Below are 15565 nucleotides of genomic sequence, written 5' to 3'. Positions count from 1 at the left end.
TTAATGCAATGTTGCATTACTGGCATAAGTGTTCTTATCTCGCAGCATAACATCATGTGCGCCGCCTTCAACTATAGAAGTTGCGCTAACCACAGTCAGTTTTGCTTTTTCTTGCAACTCTTCTATGGTAAGCGCGCCGCAGTTGCACATGGTGCTTTTTACCTTAGAAAGCGTCAAATTAACATTATCTTTCAATGAACCCGCATAAGGCACATAGCTATCGACACCTTCTTCAAACGACATACCCTTCTTATTGCCGCCCAAATCATAACGCTGCCAATTACGTGCACGGGCGCTACCCTCGCCCCAGTATTCCTTCATGTAGCTGCCGTTTACCATCACTTTATTTGACGGACTTTCATCAAAACGGGCAAAGTAACGACCAAGCATAACGAAATCGGCACCCATAGCAAGCGCTAAGCTAATGTGATGGTCATACACAATGCCACCATCAGAACAAATGGGAATGTAAACTCCTGTTTCGCGGAACCACTCATCGCGCGCCTGCGCCACCTCTATAACAGCAGTAGCTTGACCTCGCCCAATACCTTTTGTTTCGCGCGTAATACAAATACTGCCGCCGCCAATACCTATCTTGATGAAGTCGGCACCGCATTCAGCCAAGAAGCGGAAACCATCGCGATCGACCACATTGCCAGCACCCACCTTCACGCTGTCACCATAGTGTTCGCGAATCCATTGGATTGTGAATTTCTGCCAATCGGAATAGCCCTCCGATGAATCAATACACAACACATCAACGCCAGCATCAACTAAAGCTGGCACACGATCGGCATAGTCGCGCGTGTTTATGCCAGCGCCCACCATGTAGCGTTTGTGATCATCAAGCATTTCATCAGGATTGCTTTTATGAGAATCGTAGTCTTTGCGGAAAACCAGCGCCACCAAATTGTCAGAGGCATCAACGATAGGCAAGCAGTTCAGCTTATTATCCCAAATAATATCGTTCGCGTCTTTTAGCGAAGTCTCAACGGGCGCAACTACAAGCTGGTCACGCGGCGTCATAAAATCGACCACTTTATCGGTTGAATTCATACGGCTTACGCGATAATCGCGGCTAGTTACAATTCCCAGCAACTTGCCGTGAGGTTTGCCTGCCTCTGTTACAGGCATAGTAGAAAAGCCATGCTCTTCTTTCAGACGCACCACGTCCGCCAAAGTCATATCGGGCGAAAGATTTACATCGCTTTCCACAAAACCAGCTTTGTAATCTTTAACACGACGAACCATTGCCGCTTCATTTTCTATACTTTGCGAACCATATATGAATGAAAGCCCACCCTCGGTAGCTAGCGCAACAGCCATGCGATCGTCAGAAACCGACTGCATAATGGCAGATATCATAGGAATGCTTAGGCTTATAGGGCAGTCTTCCTGACCCTTCCGATATTTCACAAGAGGAGTCTTTAATGACACATCGGACGGTATGCAATTGCTGCCAGAATAGCCCGGCACTAACAAGTATTCGTTAAATGTACGCGAAGGTTCGTCGAAATAAAATGCCATTGCGCCCCCTAAGATTAAAACTGAACTTCAATTATTATACGGCGCAATGGGGCTTGGAACAGGAAAAACTCCGGCGAACTTTAAGCCCGCCGGAGCAAATGCATTAAAACTCGCGGAAAGAGTTCTTTGGAGCGAAGCAAATTGGGCACTTCTCGAAGTCTTCACCCTTATGAATGTAGCCACAAACAGGGCAAAGATAGAATTTTTCATCGTCTTGTGCATCTATGTTGTTGTATGCGTCCATGTAAAGTTCGGCATGTACGCTTTCAGCCAACTTAGCGCGAGTGAACACCATTTGTGCGCCGGTTTCGCCTTCTTCAATGGCAACATTGATGAACGACGGATACATATCGGATGTCTCATAAATTTCGCCCAGCGCACCGCTGATTAGGTCTAGGTCGGTCTTGGTACCAACAACATCGGTAGGAGCTTCGGGCGCAACGTAGTCGGGCTCTTTCTTCTGAATCTCGGCTACTTCCAGCTTAATATGGATCTGCTCGGCAGCAGAAGTTGCAGCAAACTGACGCGCTATCTGATCGTAGCCAGCAGCCTGAGCGGCTTTGCTAAATGCAGCATATTTAGCGCTAGCGCCAGTTTCGCCATTTACTGCACTCTTCAAATTTTCCAAAGTAGTTCCAACTTTTGTATGACTATCGGCAACCACATTGAAGTTTGAAGAATTGCTGGCATTGGGTGCAACGTCGCGTACTTTCATCGTCATGGTTCTCCTCCTTGTGTCTTTTGAATTGGTTTATTAGCTGGTGAACATAATAGATGATTTGCAGCGTAACTTTACACTGATTGGAAAAGATTTGCGTTTGGTATCTTTTGGCTTTACAGCTTGCTTAGTGGGATATAGTAATAGTGAAAACTATTATGAAAGGAACGAAATGCAACGCGAATCAGTTTGGAAAAAATACAACAAAAACGATATAGCATCAATAGAGCACCTGACCGGCGACTATATGCAATTCATATCTACATGCAAAACCGAACGCGAATGCTGCGCACGCGCTGTAAAACTAGCCGAAAAAGCTGGTTATATGGCGCTCTCAGATGCACTAAAAGCAGGTCGCAAACTGAAATCCGGCGACAAAGTATGGGCAACTTCCCAGAATAAGGCTATCGTGCTTGTACACATAGGCGAACAGCCCATAGAGCACGGCATGAATATATTGGGTGCGCATATTGATTCGCCGCGGCTAGACATAAAGCAAAACCCCCTCTATGAAAAGGACGACTTCGCTTTGCTTGACACGCACTATTACGGCGGCATAAAAAAGTATCAGTGGGTGGCGCTGCCGCTTGCCATACACGGTGTAGTGGCGAAAACCGACGGTAGTGTAATGCCGGTAGTTATTGGCGAAGACCCGCACGATCCTGTTTTTTGCGTAACCGATCTTTTGCCGCATTTAGGGCAAAAGCAAATGGAGAAAAAAGGTTCGGAAGTTATAGAAGGTGAAGACTTAGATATTCTTGTTGGGAATAGATGTGAAGCCAACCAAAACGAGGAAGAAAAAGAGCCTGTTAAAGCATTCTTGCTTAATATTCTGCGCGAAAAATACGAAATAGAAGAGGAAGATTTTCTTTCTGCCGAACTTGAAGTAGTGCCTGCAGGCGCAGCCCGCGAAATGGGCTTTGATCGAAGCATGATTATTGGATACGGGCAAGACGACCGCGTTTGCGCCTACACATCGCTGCGTGCCCAGTTGGAATTGGCAGACGATGCAGCGCCGGAAAAAACTGCTGTTTGCGTGCTGGTAGACAAAGAGGAAATTGGCAGCGTAGGCGCTACAGGCATGGAGTCGGCGTTTTTTGAAAACACTATCGCCGAAATAATGGAACTTGCAGGCGAAAGCGGTCAGTTAAAACTGCGACGCGCATTAGCCGCTTCCAGAATGTTGTCGTCAGATGTATCAGCAGGTGTCGATCCGGCTTACGCAAGTGTTTTCGAACCAAAAAATTCCGCCTATTTAGGACACGGTTTGGTGTTCAATAAATACACTGGTGCGCGCGGAAAATCGGGCAGCAACGATGCCCGCGCCGAATTTGTAGCGCGCCTGCGACGCGTTATGGACGATGCAAATGTTAGTTTCCAAACCGCTGAACTGGGTAGAGTTGATGCGGGCGGCGGCGGAACAATAGCTTTCATACCCGCACGCTTCGGAATGGATGTAATAGATAGCGGTGTCGCCGTGCTTAGCATGCACAGCCCTTGGGAAGTAACCAGTAAAGCTGATATTTACGAAGCCGTGCGCGGCTACGAGGCATTCCTGCGCAATATTTAATTTAGCGGTCTGTTGGGAAAGCGATGCACGCTTAGCATGCGTTCCTGACAGACCAACACATCTCTATACCAATCGAATATTACAGAATGTAAAACGCTGCGTATCGTAAAAGTAATGCCTTTGCTGTTTACCCACAAAGCGTAGCGCTGCCGTGTAGTATGCAATGCAACACGGAAGTTCTCTTCCTCCTTTCTCCCTAAGGAAGATGCCCTCATCTTCCGCAACATGGAAGTCTCCGTCCCTAGGCTTCCAAGGATGCTTACCCCCGGCATCCACTGTTGTGAGGTGGCTTACGTAAGCCACCTCACAATTTTTTATCCCGGAATGTACGAGTGCATCGTTATATGCAGGGCTAAATTGTCAACTTGAGGCGCATTCCTGCTTCGCACCATTAATGACGTAAACTAATACGAAACAGAAAGGACCACCATGAAAAAGTATGCAATGCGTATTGCCGAGCGCGAATTAGATACAGAAGAAGCGTGGCGCATCTTAGATGCTGGCGAATACTGCGTTATATCTACAGTTGATGAAGACGGAACACCTTATGGCGTTCCCATGTCGTATGTAATGATGGACAAAAAATTGTATGTTCACACCACAAATACTTATGGACATAAACTAGACAACTGGCACCACGACCCCCGCGTTAGCGTTACAGTTGCAACCGAGGTAGAACCTTGTTTTGAAGACACTTTCTTCACTAGCCGCTTTGCCTCTGTTATAGCTAGCGGGCAAATTCATCGCGTAGAAGATATAGTACAAGTGCGTCAGGCATTGGTGGCGCTTTGCATGAAATACATGCCCGAGTTAAAACACGAAATAGGACCAGCAATAGAGCGCGAAATAAATGACACTGATATATGGGAAGTTGCATTTGATGAAGTACGCGCAAAAGGTGGCAGGAGACTATCAAAATGACGAACAAACTAGCAACCCCAAAACTAGAACACATAGAGCAAATATGCAGCGGATGGGTTAATAAATACGTGCTAACCTATCGTTTGGCAGATGGATCAACGTATGAATACGAAGCCGCTTCACGGCGCGGATTGAACGAGTACGAAGCAGCACTTAAAGCAAATGGCGCGGGAAAACATACCAAGCCAGATGCGGTATGTATTGTTCCGCTTCTTCCAAACGATACCATTTTGCTCATAAGAGAATTTCGCTATCCACTGAACGCTTGGTGCATTTCTTTTCCTGCAGGTCTTATGGAACCAGACGAGACAATAGCGCAATGCGCGCAACGCGAATTGCTCGAAGAGGTTGGATGCCGCCTGAACGACAAGCTAGGCGATGCAGCAATAACAGTTCTGCCGCAATCGGGCTATTCGTCAACCGGGCTTACCGAAGAAAATGTACAGGTTGTTCTTGCGCGAGCGCTGCAAGACGAAACGCCACAGCCCGAACGCGGAGAACTCATAGAAAGTTTTACCCTCCATTATTCTGAAGTGGCTGATTTCTTGGCGAAAAATAGCGACCTCATAGGCACGCGCGCGCAGCTTATTTTGGAAATGGTGAAACGTATATGGGATTTGAAATCGAAGCTGCCCGAAGAGCCGCTGCCCCAGCAGCCGCTAACGCCTCAAGACTACGCTTAGTTTTCCGCCAGCACATCTAGCGCAGCGCGATAGCCGCCAGAACCATATGTCAAACACTTAGATACACGCGCTATGGTAGTTGCCGATGCGCCCGTTTCTTTTTCTATGGCAGCATACGATTTGCCCGCGTCTAACAAGTGCGCAACAGCTAAGCGCTGCGAGGTTTCGCGTATTTCCCGAATGGTGAACAAATCTTCCAATAACTCGAACACCTTATCCGGATCGTCTATAGTAGCCAACACGCGCAGTAAATCGTCAACTTCTTGCGTGCGAATTTGCGCAGCTGGGCTTTTTACATCAGCCATTTTTGCGCCCCATTCGTATAAGTCCGTATTCAATAGATTCAACTAGCGCATTCCACGATGCCTCTATTACGTTTTCTGACACGCCAACTGTGCCAAATATACCATGCGCATCGGCGGTAGTTATGGTTACGCGCGTTACTGCTCCGGTGCCTTGGCTCTCGTCTGGAAGGCGCACTTTGTAGTCAACCAACTCTAAGTTGGACACTTGCGGATAAAACTCGGTTATTGCCATGCGCAAAGCACTGTCCAGCGCACCCACCGGACCTGTACCTTCACCAGTTGCGACAAAACGCTGATCGCCCACGTGTATCTTAATTGTGGCTTCACTGGCTGCATCTTTTGCAAGCGCTCCGGTATCTTCGCGATCGTCCACAATAACCCGGAAACTTTCTAACGTGAACACCGGAGAATATTCCCCCAAGTGACGCATCAACAACAACGCAAGCGAACCGTCAGCCACTTCATATGTATAGCCGCGTGCTTCGCGATTCTTTATATCGTCAAGTATTGTTTGCACATTAGCACCACTGGCTTCTAAATCTATGCCCAACGCCGCAGCTTTCTGCAAAAGCGAAGCCTTACCAGCTAGTTCGCTTACCACCATACGCGCTCTATTTCCTACAAGTTTCGGATCAGCGTGTTCATATGCCTGCGGAAAACGAGCAATAGCGCTAGCATGCAAGCCGCCTTTATGCGCAAATGCAGAATGACCGCTATACGGATTATGCGCTGAAACTGGTGCTCCTGTAATCTCGGCTATGTAATGCGAGACATCGGTAAGCTGCTGTAAATTACTGCGACCTACCGTTTCTGCATTCATCTTCAATTCAAGATTAGCTATAACTGTTAGCAAATCGGTGTTACCAACTCGCTCACCTATGCCATTCATGGTTCCTTGCACTTGCACAGCACCTGCACGAACCGCCGCAAGAGTGTTTGCAACCGCACACCCTGAATCGTTGTGACAATGTATGCCAAAATTCTGTCCGGGAAATTCTGCAACCGCAGCCGCAACAATGCGCTCAACATCAAATGGCAGCGCACCGCCATTTGTTTCGCATAAATCTATGCTATCGGCGCCAGCCTCGTGTGCCGCACGCAAGCATTCCAACGCATATTCCTTGTTGCTAACGTAGCCATCGAAAAAATGCTCTGCATCAAAAACAACTCTGCGACCTGCCGCTTTCAGATGTGCCACCGAATCGCGAATCATGCGCAGATTTTCAGATAACTCAGCTTGAAGTGCCAATGTCACCTGTTTATCCCACGTTTTTCCCACAATGGTAACTACAGGTGCACCGCATTCCAGCAAATCGGTCAAACCCGGATCATCTAAAGCAGCTACACCTTTGCGACAGGTGCTGCCAAACGCAGCTATGCGTGAGTGTTCAAATCGCATATGCCGAACCGCCTTAAAAAAGGCTATATCCTTCGGGTTTGACGCAGGAAAACCACCTTCGATGAAATCTACACCGAATTCATCAAGCCGGCGCGCTATAAGCAACTTATCTTCCAGTGAAAGATTTATTCCTTCGCATTGCTCTCCGTCGCGCAGCGTGCAATCGTATGTGTAAATTTTCGCCAATTAAACTTGAGTCAACCAATCGGAATATTCTTCAGCGTGTCCATAAGCTATTTCGAAAAAGCGCTCTTGCAATTGGCGTGTTACAGGACCGGGCTTGCCAACAGTACGTCCATCCACCGAGCCAATAGGGGTAAGTTCGGCAGCCGAACCAGTCATAAATACTTCATCAGCCACGTACAAGTCGCTTCTAGTTAAGCTTTCTTCGCCAGCCGGAATTCCTAATTCGTCAGCAATTACCAGCACAGTGTCGCGCGTAATGCCTTCAAGCACACCATCGGAAAGCGGCGGTGTAGACAACACTGAATTTCGCACCACAAAAATGTTTTCGCCCGTACCTTCGCAAACCAAACCATTTTCATTTAGCATAACCGCCTCGGCATAACCGTGTTCTTTCGCCTCAAGTTTTGCCATAAGCGAGTTGAAATATGCAGCAGTAGCTTTAACTGCTGGCGGAATAGCGTTAATAGAGCGCTGTCTCCAAGACGACACGCCAACTGCTATACCATTTGCCAGAGCCTCTTCGCCCAAATAGGCATCCCACGGCCAGCAAGCTATTATCACGTCAGTAGGCGCACCTGTTGGATCAACGCCCATAACGCCATAACCGCGGAAAACCAACGGACGAATGTAGCACGCTGGCAACTTATTCGCACGTATTACCTCTATCGTGGCTTCGCACAACTGGTCTACCGTGTAAGGCAAATCAATAGCAGCAATTTTCGCACTACGATGCAGGCGCTCCATATGATCGCGCAAGCGGAAAATGAAACTGCGATCAGAATTGGGATCTTTGTAACAGCGAATACCTTCAAAAACACCCGATCCATAATGAAGCGAATGCGAAAGCACGTGCACGTTGGCATCTGCCCACGGCACTAATGTACCGTTCATCCATATATAATCCACTTCGGTTATATCTGCCACGAATCCTCCAAACTCCGAACTTACAGCTTTTGTAACTGCTTTTTGGGTTAGCGAAATGATACTGCTTACCAACGTAAAGTACCAATGCAAAGCTGGAGAAATTTTAACAGCTATAGTTGTGCCTGCGTTCTGCAAAGCACAAAGAGTTTCAGCACAATTGCCTACATCAAAAAATAAGCCTCTGTGCCGACAACGCAAACAGAGGCTTATTAGAATTTAATTTTTCGAACTAACTAGACTGAAGTATCTAAATACTTGTTGTCTATTTCGGCATCGGCATAATCGGTTGCCGCGCGCAGGTTGCTCATAAAGTTAGGCGCTTCACCGATATAAGACGGACTTGTATCAAAAACAGGCAACATGCCTTCTTGTTGAGTGTACAAAAAACCAATTGCATAGCCATCTGGTAAACCGGGTACGCCGCCTTCTGCAATAAGAGCATCTTTTACGCCATTATCGGTTTCAATGTAGCCGTCGTAACAAAGCGCATAAGCGTTTGCGCCTCGCGCACCTTCAACGGTATGCTGCGCTAAATTGAAGCATTCTTGGGCGCTATTGCCGGGATGGGTTTCCAAAAACACATTGTCACGCACAACCATAGTGGTGAATGGCACAATTTCTTCACCCGCATTCATGCGCTGTTTGCCTTCATCTAGCGCATACAGCAAAACGCGCTCTAGAATCTCGGGCATCTGAGGTACTTCTGATACCTGATTCTTTACTTCGCGGTCGCTCATTTAGACTCCTTCCGTATGGCGCAAATTTGCTCGCTACAGGTTTGCACCTTTTATGTTTGGTAATAGTTTAGTTGAATACAAGCCCAAAGCCCCAATCTAACACGAAAATGCCTTAAATGGTTTTATTCGTAAGAATTTAGAATAGATTTACAAACTGGCGGAGAGGCAGGGATTCGAACCCTGGATACCGCTTAACACGGCATAACGGTTTTCGAGACCGCCGCATTCAACCGCTCTGCCACCTCTCCGTATAACATTAATGCTTTGCAAAAAGCGCCCAATAAGGCTTTCAGTAGGTTACATATTAGCCGCACCAAGAGAAAACCAAAAATGGCGGAGAGGCGGGGATTCGAACCCCGGATACCCTTTTGGGGCATACACGATTTCCAATCGTGCTCCTTCGGCCAGCTCGGACACCTCTCCGTTCACCGCCGACTGCAAAGCAGCAACTCGACAGTATAGCGCATACAATAGCTGTTCAACAACAAGCCGATTATAGATTGTTCTCTTTCTTCCATTTGCGGAACATGCGCGCATACGCACAACCCTCGGGTAGAAGCGGGTCGAATAGCGCAGTAACTATAGAAACACGCCCACAGCGCTCACACGCACGAAACCTGTTTTCATAAACAGTACATAAACGCGTTTCGGGATTCAGAAATTCACACGGTGCCGCATAATCAATTACAACGTCGCCATCTTCATCTAGTTCACGCTCAAAGCAACAGCGCCCGCACTTGTCACATATGTTGTCCCACCAACTCATATGCTAATAGTCTGCCATTAAAGAATAGTAGCCCGCACGCTGTACAACATTTGCCGGAATACCAAACAGCGCCGACATGTTTTTACTAGAAAGCAGCTGCTCTTTAGATCCGTCTGCAATAATGTGCGCATCTTTCATTAGCACAACGCGATTAATTTCGGGAATTATGTCTTCAAGATAATGCGTAACCAGAACAACTGCACAACCAAGCTGCGCAAGTTGGCGCATGGTTTTGCGAACATAGAACATGCCTTGTGGGTCTAAACCAGTGCAAGGCTCATCAAAAATTAGCGCGCTAGGATTGTGAACCATAGCCCTAGCAATAAGAACACGGCGCGCTTGTCCAGAAGATAATGTGGTTATGTCTCGATCAGCCAAATCGGCTATTCCCAACTGTTCCATAACTTCCATTACGCGGGCGCGCTGTTCAGAAGTAACAGTAAAGCGCTTCGGCACACCAAGCGACCCAAACAAACCACCTGCTGCCACATCTGCTGCTGGCAGGTGAACCGATATTTGCGACTGCATACTTGACGACACATAGCCTATCGCCATTTTCACATCTTCCAACAAAGGGCGCGACATGCCGCGAAACCTTACAGGTGGCTCTTCGCGATGCATTGGATGAATATCGCGCGTCAGCAGTCCTACAAAAGTTGATTTGCCAGCACCATTTGGTCCCAACAATGCTACCGATTCGCCTTCAGCCAATTGAAAATTGTCTATATGAAGAATGCAGCGGCCAGATCTTTTGACCGCTGCATCTTTAAGTCTGATAAATGGTATTTGCCCAGAAGCGCCTATTGTGCGCCACCTTCCGTAGCCGCAGAGCTTTCACCTTCCGCAGGCTGCTCAGGTGCAGCGCCAGAAGCATCGGCAGCACCTGCATCGTTTCCAGCTTCATTTGTTGCCGCCTCAGCTGAATCTACTGCGTTTTCTGTATTTTCAACATCTTCTACCAAGTTTTCCTCAGCAGCCTCATCGGTTGCTTTTTCTTCCTCGGGAGTTTCATAAGCGCTCATATCGACGTTATATGGCACATTCTCGGGCATGTCGTTTATAACAACATCGGAAGATTCGCGCTTGCTCTTTTTCCATGCGCTCAAATCTTCACTAGCCTGAGTTTCCTTTACCGAAGCACGAATATCTACCAACAAACTATCAGGCACTTGGCTCAAGTCGGTTATTTCATCTGGAACTGTAACCATATCGGTGCACTTTATTATGTGCCAACCATAATCGCTTTGAACCAAATCGGTCATTTCGCCTACTTGCAACCCGTCAAGCGCGGTTTGGTACGCCTCTACAAACGAATTGGTTCCATCCCAACCTACATCGCCGCCATTTTCAGCAGAGCCGGTGTCGGTAGAATACTCCTTTGCGGCTTCTGCAAAATCTAGCGTGCCCGCTTGTAGTTGTCCAAGAACTTCCTGCGCTTTCGCTTGGTCGGATTCGGCAAACAGAATGTGTGATGAGCGACGCATTGTGCCCTTGCCGTTGTATTGCGACTGCGCTTGTTCAAGCACTTTGGCATCATCGGCAACTGCCTCGTTTGCGAACTTCTCTTTCAGTTTCTCGTTACCAATGGAATATTTCAGCGCCTCGCGATAATCGTCCTCAGTTTCGAAACCAGAATTTTCTAGAGCTTCCTGCCAAGCTTCATCAGAAGAATAATTCTGACGCATTTTGTCTACTTGACCCTGAATTTCTTCATCAGTAGCGCCGCATCCTTCATCGTCGGCAAACTGAATAACCAGTTGCTGATCAATCATGGAATCCAAGAAATATTCGCGCAAACTAGACGGCGTGTAGCCCATCTGATTTAGATATTTTGCCCAAGCGTCATCATCTTCAGCCGACGCATTCAAGCGCAAACTATTTATGTTGCGAGTTATATCATCTTCAGGAATTTCAGCTCCATTTACAGTAGCCGCTACACCACCAGTTAACCCGGTGTCAGGCGTTAGTCCTTTTTCGCTTGTAGTTTCAGCGCAACCAGCAATTCCCAAAACGCAGACAGCAGAAATTGCTAACGCTGCTCCATATCTAAAAATCTTCTTCATTTTCGCCTTTCAAGCTGTGCTTACAACTCTTGTCACTTGCAGTTCCACATTTTTGCACATACGCACCATATACAGAACGTTTCACGCGAAACATCCATTTACTTTTTGTTTGCTTTTTTACGATCGGTCGCAGAAAGCAGACGTTTGCGAAGACGAATGCTCTTAGGTGTTATTTCTACCAATTCGTCATCTTCTATGTACTCTAATGCCTCTTCTAATGTAAATGTTATAGGCGGAGTTAGCTGAATGGCTTTATCAGCAGAACTGGAGCGCTGATTGCCTAGTTGTTTTGACTTCTCCACATTTACTACCATGTCGCCTTCTTTGGCGGACTCGCCAACAATCATGCCTTCATAGCACTCGTCGCCCGGTCCGACAAAAAGACGTCCGCGTTCTTGCAGAGTATCCAACGCATACGCTACCGCTTTGCCAGTAGACATGGCGATCATGCCACCGTTTTTGCGCCCTGCCATTTCGCCAGAATACGGACCATACTCTTTGAAATGATGGAACAACATAGCTTCGCCGTGCGTCGCATTCAGTAGTCGTGTCTTCAAACCCATGGTCCCGCGCGACGGTATGCGGAATGTCAGATGTGTCATAGTTTCATCAGATGCCATATCTTCCATTATGCCGCCTGCTGTTCCCATTACTTCAATTGCCTTGCCGGAATATTCGTTTGGCACATCTACAGTAGCTTCTTCTATAGGTTCTAGCTTGCTGCCATCTTCAGCGGTTTTGTACACCACGCGCGGGCGACCAACTTGGAATTCGAAGCCTTCACGCCGCATCGTTTCCATCAGCACGCTTAGATGCAGAACGCCGCGCCCTGCCACTTCAATGCCGCTTTTATCTTCAAGTTCATTGATGCGCATAGAAATGTTGCTTTCTTTTTCACGCAACAATCTCTCTTTAAGCTGACGACCGCCCACTATCTCGCCTTCGTGCCCCACAAGTGGGCTGCTAGAGGCTTCGAACACAACTGCCATCGTGGGTTCCTCAACCGCAATAGGCTCCATCAAAACCGGATTATCTGGGCTGGTCAGAATATCGCCGATGTCTGCATCTTCAATGCCGATAACTGCCACTATGTCACCTGCGGCAACATCTGGCACTTCTACTTTCCCTAAATTTTCAAAAGTATAAACCTTGCGAATCTGAGCTTGTCGTTCTTCGCCAGAAGGCTTTATAACCAGCACCTGTTCTTTTTCGTGAAGAGTGCCGCTAGACAAGCGCCCTACACCGATACGCCCCTCATAACTGCTATGGTCAACCGTGCAAATTTGCAATGCCAGCGGACCATCTAAATCTACATCGGGCGCTGGAATTTGCTCGATAATCATATCTAGCAGCGGAATCATATCGTTGTTGTTGTCGGTCGGATTTAAGCGCGCATAGCCATTCACAGCCGATGCATATATAACTGGAAAATCCAACTGTTCATCGGTAGCGCCTAATTCAACCATTAAGTCGAATACTTTGTCCACCGCACCTTCCGGATTAGCGTTTTGACGGTCAATTTTATTAACCACTACCACAATGCGCAAACCTCGCTCAAGAGCATGCGATAACACAAATCGTGTTTGCGGCTTAGGACCTTCGTATGCATCCACAATAAGCAAAGCGCCGTCAGCCATATTCAGCACACGCTCTACTTCACCGCCAAAATCGGCATGACCCGGCGTGTCAATAATGTTGATTTTTACACCTTTGTAGTTAATAGAAATATTTTTGGAAAGGATTGTAATGCCGCGCTCTCGCTCTTGATCGTTGCTGTCTAGCACACGCTCTTGCACTTGCTGATTTTCACGAAACACATGCGATGCCCACAACAGTCTGTCTACCAGCGTAGTTTTGCCATGATCGACATGCGCAATTATAGCCACGTTACGAATATTGTCTTGTTTCATATATTTGCTTCCTATGTTGGATTTTCCGATCGGGGCGGCGCGATAAACGCTACCCAGATGAACTATTCGATGGGCTATTCTAACACCAAGAAGGCGCTAGGGCAGGGCGAATAGCCCAAACCAAAGCATGTCGAATACTGTATGAGCGCAAACGGGCCACATAATGCTGCCCGAGCGACGATAAAGCCAAATCATGCACAAACTGAAAACGAAAGCTATAGGCAGCTTCCACGGTTGCGCCAGATGGCAAAGCGCAAACAAAAGCGCTGTTGTAGCTGCTGATTTTGCAACTGGCGCGTTGGCTGATCTTGTTTTCGTTGGCGCATTCTTTGTGCGTGACACGGTGGCTGCGCTTGTGGCGTTAGTTGTGCCTGTTGCGTTAGTTGTACCTGTTGCGTTAATTGCTCTTGTTTCGCTAGCTTCACTTGTTTCGCTGGCTTCGCATGCTGCATCGGCTGTAAAGTATTTCGACAACACGGCAAAAACCGCCCCGGTAAATATACACTCTTCTACTATGCCCACCAACACGCAATCCACCGCTAACGCCGGACCAAAAAATACAGCACCGAACGCAAATGCAGCAACCAGCGCCAATATTCCTAAAAGCCCCATTCCCTTAGAGCTTGCGCAAGTTGAAGTTCTTTCCAATTTGCAAGTCATAATATGCGCCCTAGTTTCAATGCGCCCTAATTTCAACAAGTTTCTACTCTAATGTTTCACGTGAAACCTTTTGATGCGTGCCGAATGCGCAAAAGCCGAAGTTTTTCGCCCAAACAAACCAACTTCAACTTAACTTACTGCTGCGAAAAATCGTCTGGCGATATATTTTCAATAAACGAACGAAATTCTTGCAACTCCACTTCTTTAGCTTTGTCATCTTTGAAGATATAAGGGAACGACGCTTGTTCTAATACACCCTCGTCTATCATAAATGGTGCATCTTCGCGCAACGCCAGCGCAAGCGCGTCTGTCGGACGCGCATCTAATTCTATTAGCCGCCCTGCTTGTCTAATCACTAATTTTGCAAAGAAAGTTTGCCCTTCCACGCGCGGTATGAATACGTGATCAACACAAGCATCCAAATTCGTAATTGCGTCAATAAATAGGTCGTGAGTCATCGGACGCGGCAATTTTACATGCTCTATTGCTACGCCAAGCTGCATAGCTTCATTTGCACCTATCCATATTGGAACGATGCGCGAACATCCCTCGTGCTGTTCCTCTATAGGCTCTAGCACCAACACTGCCGGCTGTTCTGGACCAGTAAATATAAGCGTTAAAATTCTAAGCGGAATCATATTTTCTCTTCTGTGTTTCCTCTGCTGCGTTTTTTCTTCTGTATTTCGTATTCTGTATTTCTTCGTCTGTATTGCATCTGCTGTATTTTTCTTCTGCTAAACGTGCACACAATTGTAGACTACGCTCGTTTGTGAATTAACAACAACCAAAAATGGTCAAAACTTCCGACTTTCCACTGTGAAAAGCACAAAATAGCTCCTATAGATGCACTACCAAATGCTGTTTGCCCAGTGTTCTCCACAATTCAAGCTGGCTATGTGGCACTACGACCATGGAAAGTCGAAAGTTTTGACCATTTTTGCCAATTTATTTCTCTCGCTACGCATTTGAAACTTTGCAACTTAACGAGATTGATTACAGTCGCAATATGGACATGCACAATCTTAATCTGGATGGGTGTTCAGGAGTATTCAGATTAAGAATTCAATTAACAACCACAATCCATGAATAATACCGCTAAACACATTTTTTAAGTATTAACCCACCAAAAAGGTATCAAAAGGCGAACTCTTGCAACAAGGGTTCGCCTAATACTTTTGTGGTGAAGTATAGGGGGA

Annotated in this window: 15 protein-coding genes and 2 tRNA genes; 3 read left to right on the top strand and 14 right to left on the bottom strand. The window is 47.0% G+C overall.

The features are described from left to right. Window positions 1-1527 (bottom strand): IMP dehydrogenase, encoded by a 1527-nt coding sequence (locus tag G7Y46_RS06795; RefSeq protein ID WP_165253482.1) that lies wholly within the window; start codon window positions 1525-1527, stop codon window positions 1-3. 103 nt (window positions 1528-1630) lie between these two features. After that, on the bottom strand, window positions 1631-2248 hold the full coding sequence (gene ngr, locus G7Y46_RS06790) for a nigerythrin (RefSeq protein WP_241157085.1): 618 nt from the start codon (window positions 2246-2248) through the stop codon (window positions 1631-1633). A 169-nt stretch (window positions 2249-2417) separates the two neighbouring features. On the opposite strand from ngr, the gene G7Y46_RS06785 reads away from it, so the two are divergent. The 3 genes from G7Y46_RS06785 (at window position 2418) to G7Y46_RS06775 (ending at window position 5419) form a co-directional block, all read left to right on the top strand. Then, window positions 2418-3815, top strand: a complete 1398-nt coding sequence (locus tag G7Y46_RS06785; protein ID WP_165253480.1) for an aminopeptidase — start codon at window positions 2418-2420, stop codon at window positions 3813-3815. 429 nt (window positions 3816-4244) lie between these two features. Next, window positions 4245-4736: a pyridoxamine 5'-phosphate oxidase family protein gene (locus G7Y46_RS06780; protein WP_165062881.1), complete on the top strand. Its 492-nt coding sequence runs from the start codon at window positions 4245-4247 to the stop codon at window positions 4734-4736. Next, on the top strand, window positions 4733-5419 hold the full coding sequence (locus tag G7Y46_RS06775; RefSeq protein ID WP_165253478.1) for an NUDIX hydrolase: 687 nt from the start codon (window positions 4733-4735) through the stop codon (window positions 5417-5419). Before G7Y46_RS06780 ends, G7Y46_RS06775 begins: the two co-directional genes overlap by 4 nt. Here G7Y46_RS06775 and G7Y46_RS06770 read toward each other — a convergent pair. The 12 genes from G7Y46_RS06770 to G7Y46_RS06715 form a co-directional block, all read right to left on the bottom strand. Then, entirely contained in the window at window positions 5416-5724 is a 309-nt protein-coding gene (locus tag G7Y46_RS06770) for a YerC/YecD family TrpR-related protein (protein WP_165253476.1), read from the bottom strand. The genes G7Y46_RS06775 and G7Y46_RS06770 overlap by 4 nt on opposite strands. Beyond that, on the bottom strand, window positions 5717-7309 hold the full coding sequence (gene cimA / locus G7Y46_RS06765) for a citramalate synthase (protein ID WP_165253474.1): 1593 nt from the start codon (window positions 7307-7309) through the stop codon (window positions 5717-5719). Before cimA ends, G7Y46_RS06770 begins: the two co-directional genes overlap by 8 nt. After that, entirely contained in the window at window positions 7310-8233 is a 924-nt protein-coding gene (locus tag G7Y46_RS06760; RefSeq protein ID WP_165253472.1) for a branched-chain amino acid transaminase, read from the bottom strand. A 233-nt stretch (window positions 8234-8466) separates the two neighbouring features. Then, a complete protein-coding gene (locus G7Y46_RS06755) occupies window positions 8467-8970 on the bottom strand; it encodes a hypothetical protein (RefSeq protein WP_165062886.1) in 504 nt (167 codons plus the stop codon). Window positions 8971-9125: 155 nt separating this feature from the next. After that, window positions 9126-9218 (bottom strand) — tRNA-Ser (locus tag G7Y46_RS06750). Window positions 9219-9301: 83 nt separating this feature from the next. Continuing rightward, a tRNA-Ser gene (locus G7Y46_RS06745) sits at window positions 9302-9393 on the bottom strand. Window positions 9394-9463: 70 nt separating this feature from the next. Beyond that, window positions 9464-9736 carry a hypothetical protein gene (locus tag G7Y46_RS06740; protein ID WP_165062887.1) on the bottom strand — a complete coding sequence of 91 codons (273 nt, stop codon included), beginning with the start codon at window positions 9734-9736 and terminating at the stop codon, window positions 9464-9466. A gap of 3 nt (window positions 9737-9739) precedes the next feature. Beyond that, complete coding sequence (locus G7Y46_RS06735; protein ID WP_241157084.1) at window positions 9740-10447, bottom strand: ATP-binding cassette domain-containing protein; 708 nt, start codon at window positions 10445-10447, stop codon at window positions 9740-9742. An 89-nt stretch (window positions 10448-10536) separates the two neighbouring features. Further along, on the bottom strand, window positions 10537-11799 hold the full coding sequence (locus G7Y46_RS06730; protein ID WP_165253470.1) for a peptidylprolyl isomerase: 1263 nt from the start codon (window positions 11797-11799) through the stop codon (window positions 10537-10539). Between the two features lie 98 nt (window positions 11800-11897). Continuing rightward, the gene (gene typA, locus G7Y46_RS06725) at window positions 11898-13709 is read right to left on the bottom strand and encodes a translational GTPase TypA (protein WP_165253468.1); all 1812 of its coding nucleotides are present in this window, start codon (window positions 13707-13709) and stop codon (window positions 11898-11900) included. A 96-nt stretch (window positions 13710-13805) separates the two neighbouring features. Next, the gene (locus G7Y46_RS06720) at window positions 13806-14369 is read right to left on the bottom strand and encodes a CPBP family intramembrane glutamic endopeptidase (RefSeq protein WP_165253466.1); all 564 of its coding nucleotides are present in this window, start codon (window positions 14367-14369) and stop codon (window positions 13806-13808) included. A gap of 134 nt (window positions 14370-14503) precedes the next feature. After that, complete coding sequence (locus tag G7Y46_RS06715) at window positions 14504-15007, bottom strand: bifunctional nuclease family protein (RefSeq protein ID WP_165253464.1); 504 nt, start codon at window positions 15005-15007, stop codon at window positions 14504-14506. Window positions 15008-15565 lie beyond the last annotated feature (558 nt).

The organism is Adlercreutzia sp. ZJ304 (assembly GCF_011039075.1).
GTDB lineage: Bacteria > Actinomycetota > Coriobacteriia > Coriobacteriales > Eggerthellaceae > Adlercreutzia_A.
The sequence above is the reverse complement of the archived record's forward strand: the minus strand, read 5'-3'. Positions and strand labels throughout refer to the sequence as shown.

Coding starts and splice junctions, on each gene's coding strand:
- G7Y46_RS06740 (WP_165062887.1), bottom strand. CDS start 9,736: ATGAGTTGGTGGGACAACATATGTGACAAGTGCGGGCGCTGTTGCTTT.
- typA (WP_165253468.1), bottom strand. CDS start 13,709: ATGAAACAAGACAATATTCGTAACGTGGCTATAATTGCGCATGTCGAT.
- G7Y46_RS06795 (WP_165253482.1), bottom strand. CDS start 1,527: ATGGCATTTTATTTCGACGAACCTTCGCGTACATTTAACGAATACTTG.
- G7Y46_RS06720 (WP_165253466.1), bottom strand. CDS start 14,369: ATGACTTGCAAATTGGAAAGAACTTCAACTTGCGCAAGCTCTAAGGGA.
- G7Y46_RS06780 (WP_165062881.1), top strand. CDS start 4,245: ATGAAAAAGTATGCAATGCGTATTGCCGAGCGCGAATTAGATACAGAA.
- G7Y46_RS06775 (WP_165253478.1), top strand. CDS start 4,733: ATGACGAACAAACTAGCAACCCCAAAACTAGAACACATAGAGCAAATA.
- ngr (WP_241157085.1), bottom strand. CDS start 2,248: ATGACGATGAAAGTACGCGACGTTGCACCCAATGCCAGCAATTCTTCA.
- G7Y46_RS06785 (WP_165253480.1), top strand. CDS start 2,418: ATGCAACGCGAATCAGTTTGGAAAAAATACAACAAAAACGATATAGCA.
- G7Y46_RS06715 (WP_165253464.1), bottom strand. CDS start 15,007: ATGATTCCGCTTAGAATTTTAACGCTTATATTTACTGGTCCAGAACAG.
- G7Y46_RS06730 (WP_165253470.1), bottom strand. CDS start 11,799: ATGAAGAAGATTTTTAGATATGGAGCAGCGTTAGCAATTTCTGCTGTC.
- G7Y46_RS06755 (WP_165062886.1), bottom strand. CDS start 8,970: ATGAGCGACCGCGAAGTAAAGAATCAGGTATCAGAAGTACCTCAGATG.
- G7Y46_RS06770 (WP_165253476.1), bottom strand. CDS start 5,724: ATGGCTGATGTAAAAAGCCCAGCTGCGCAAATTCGCACGCAAGAAGTT.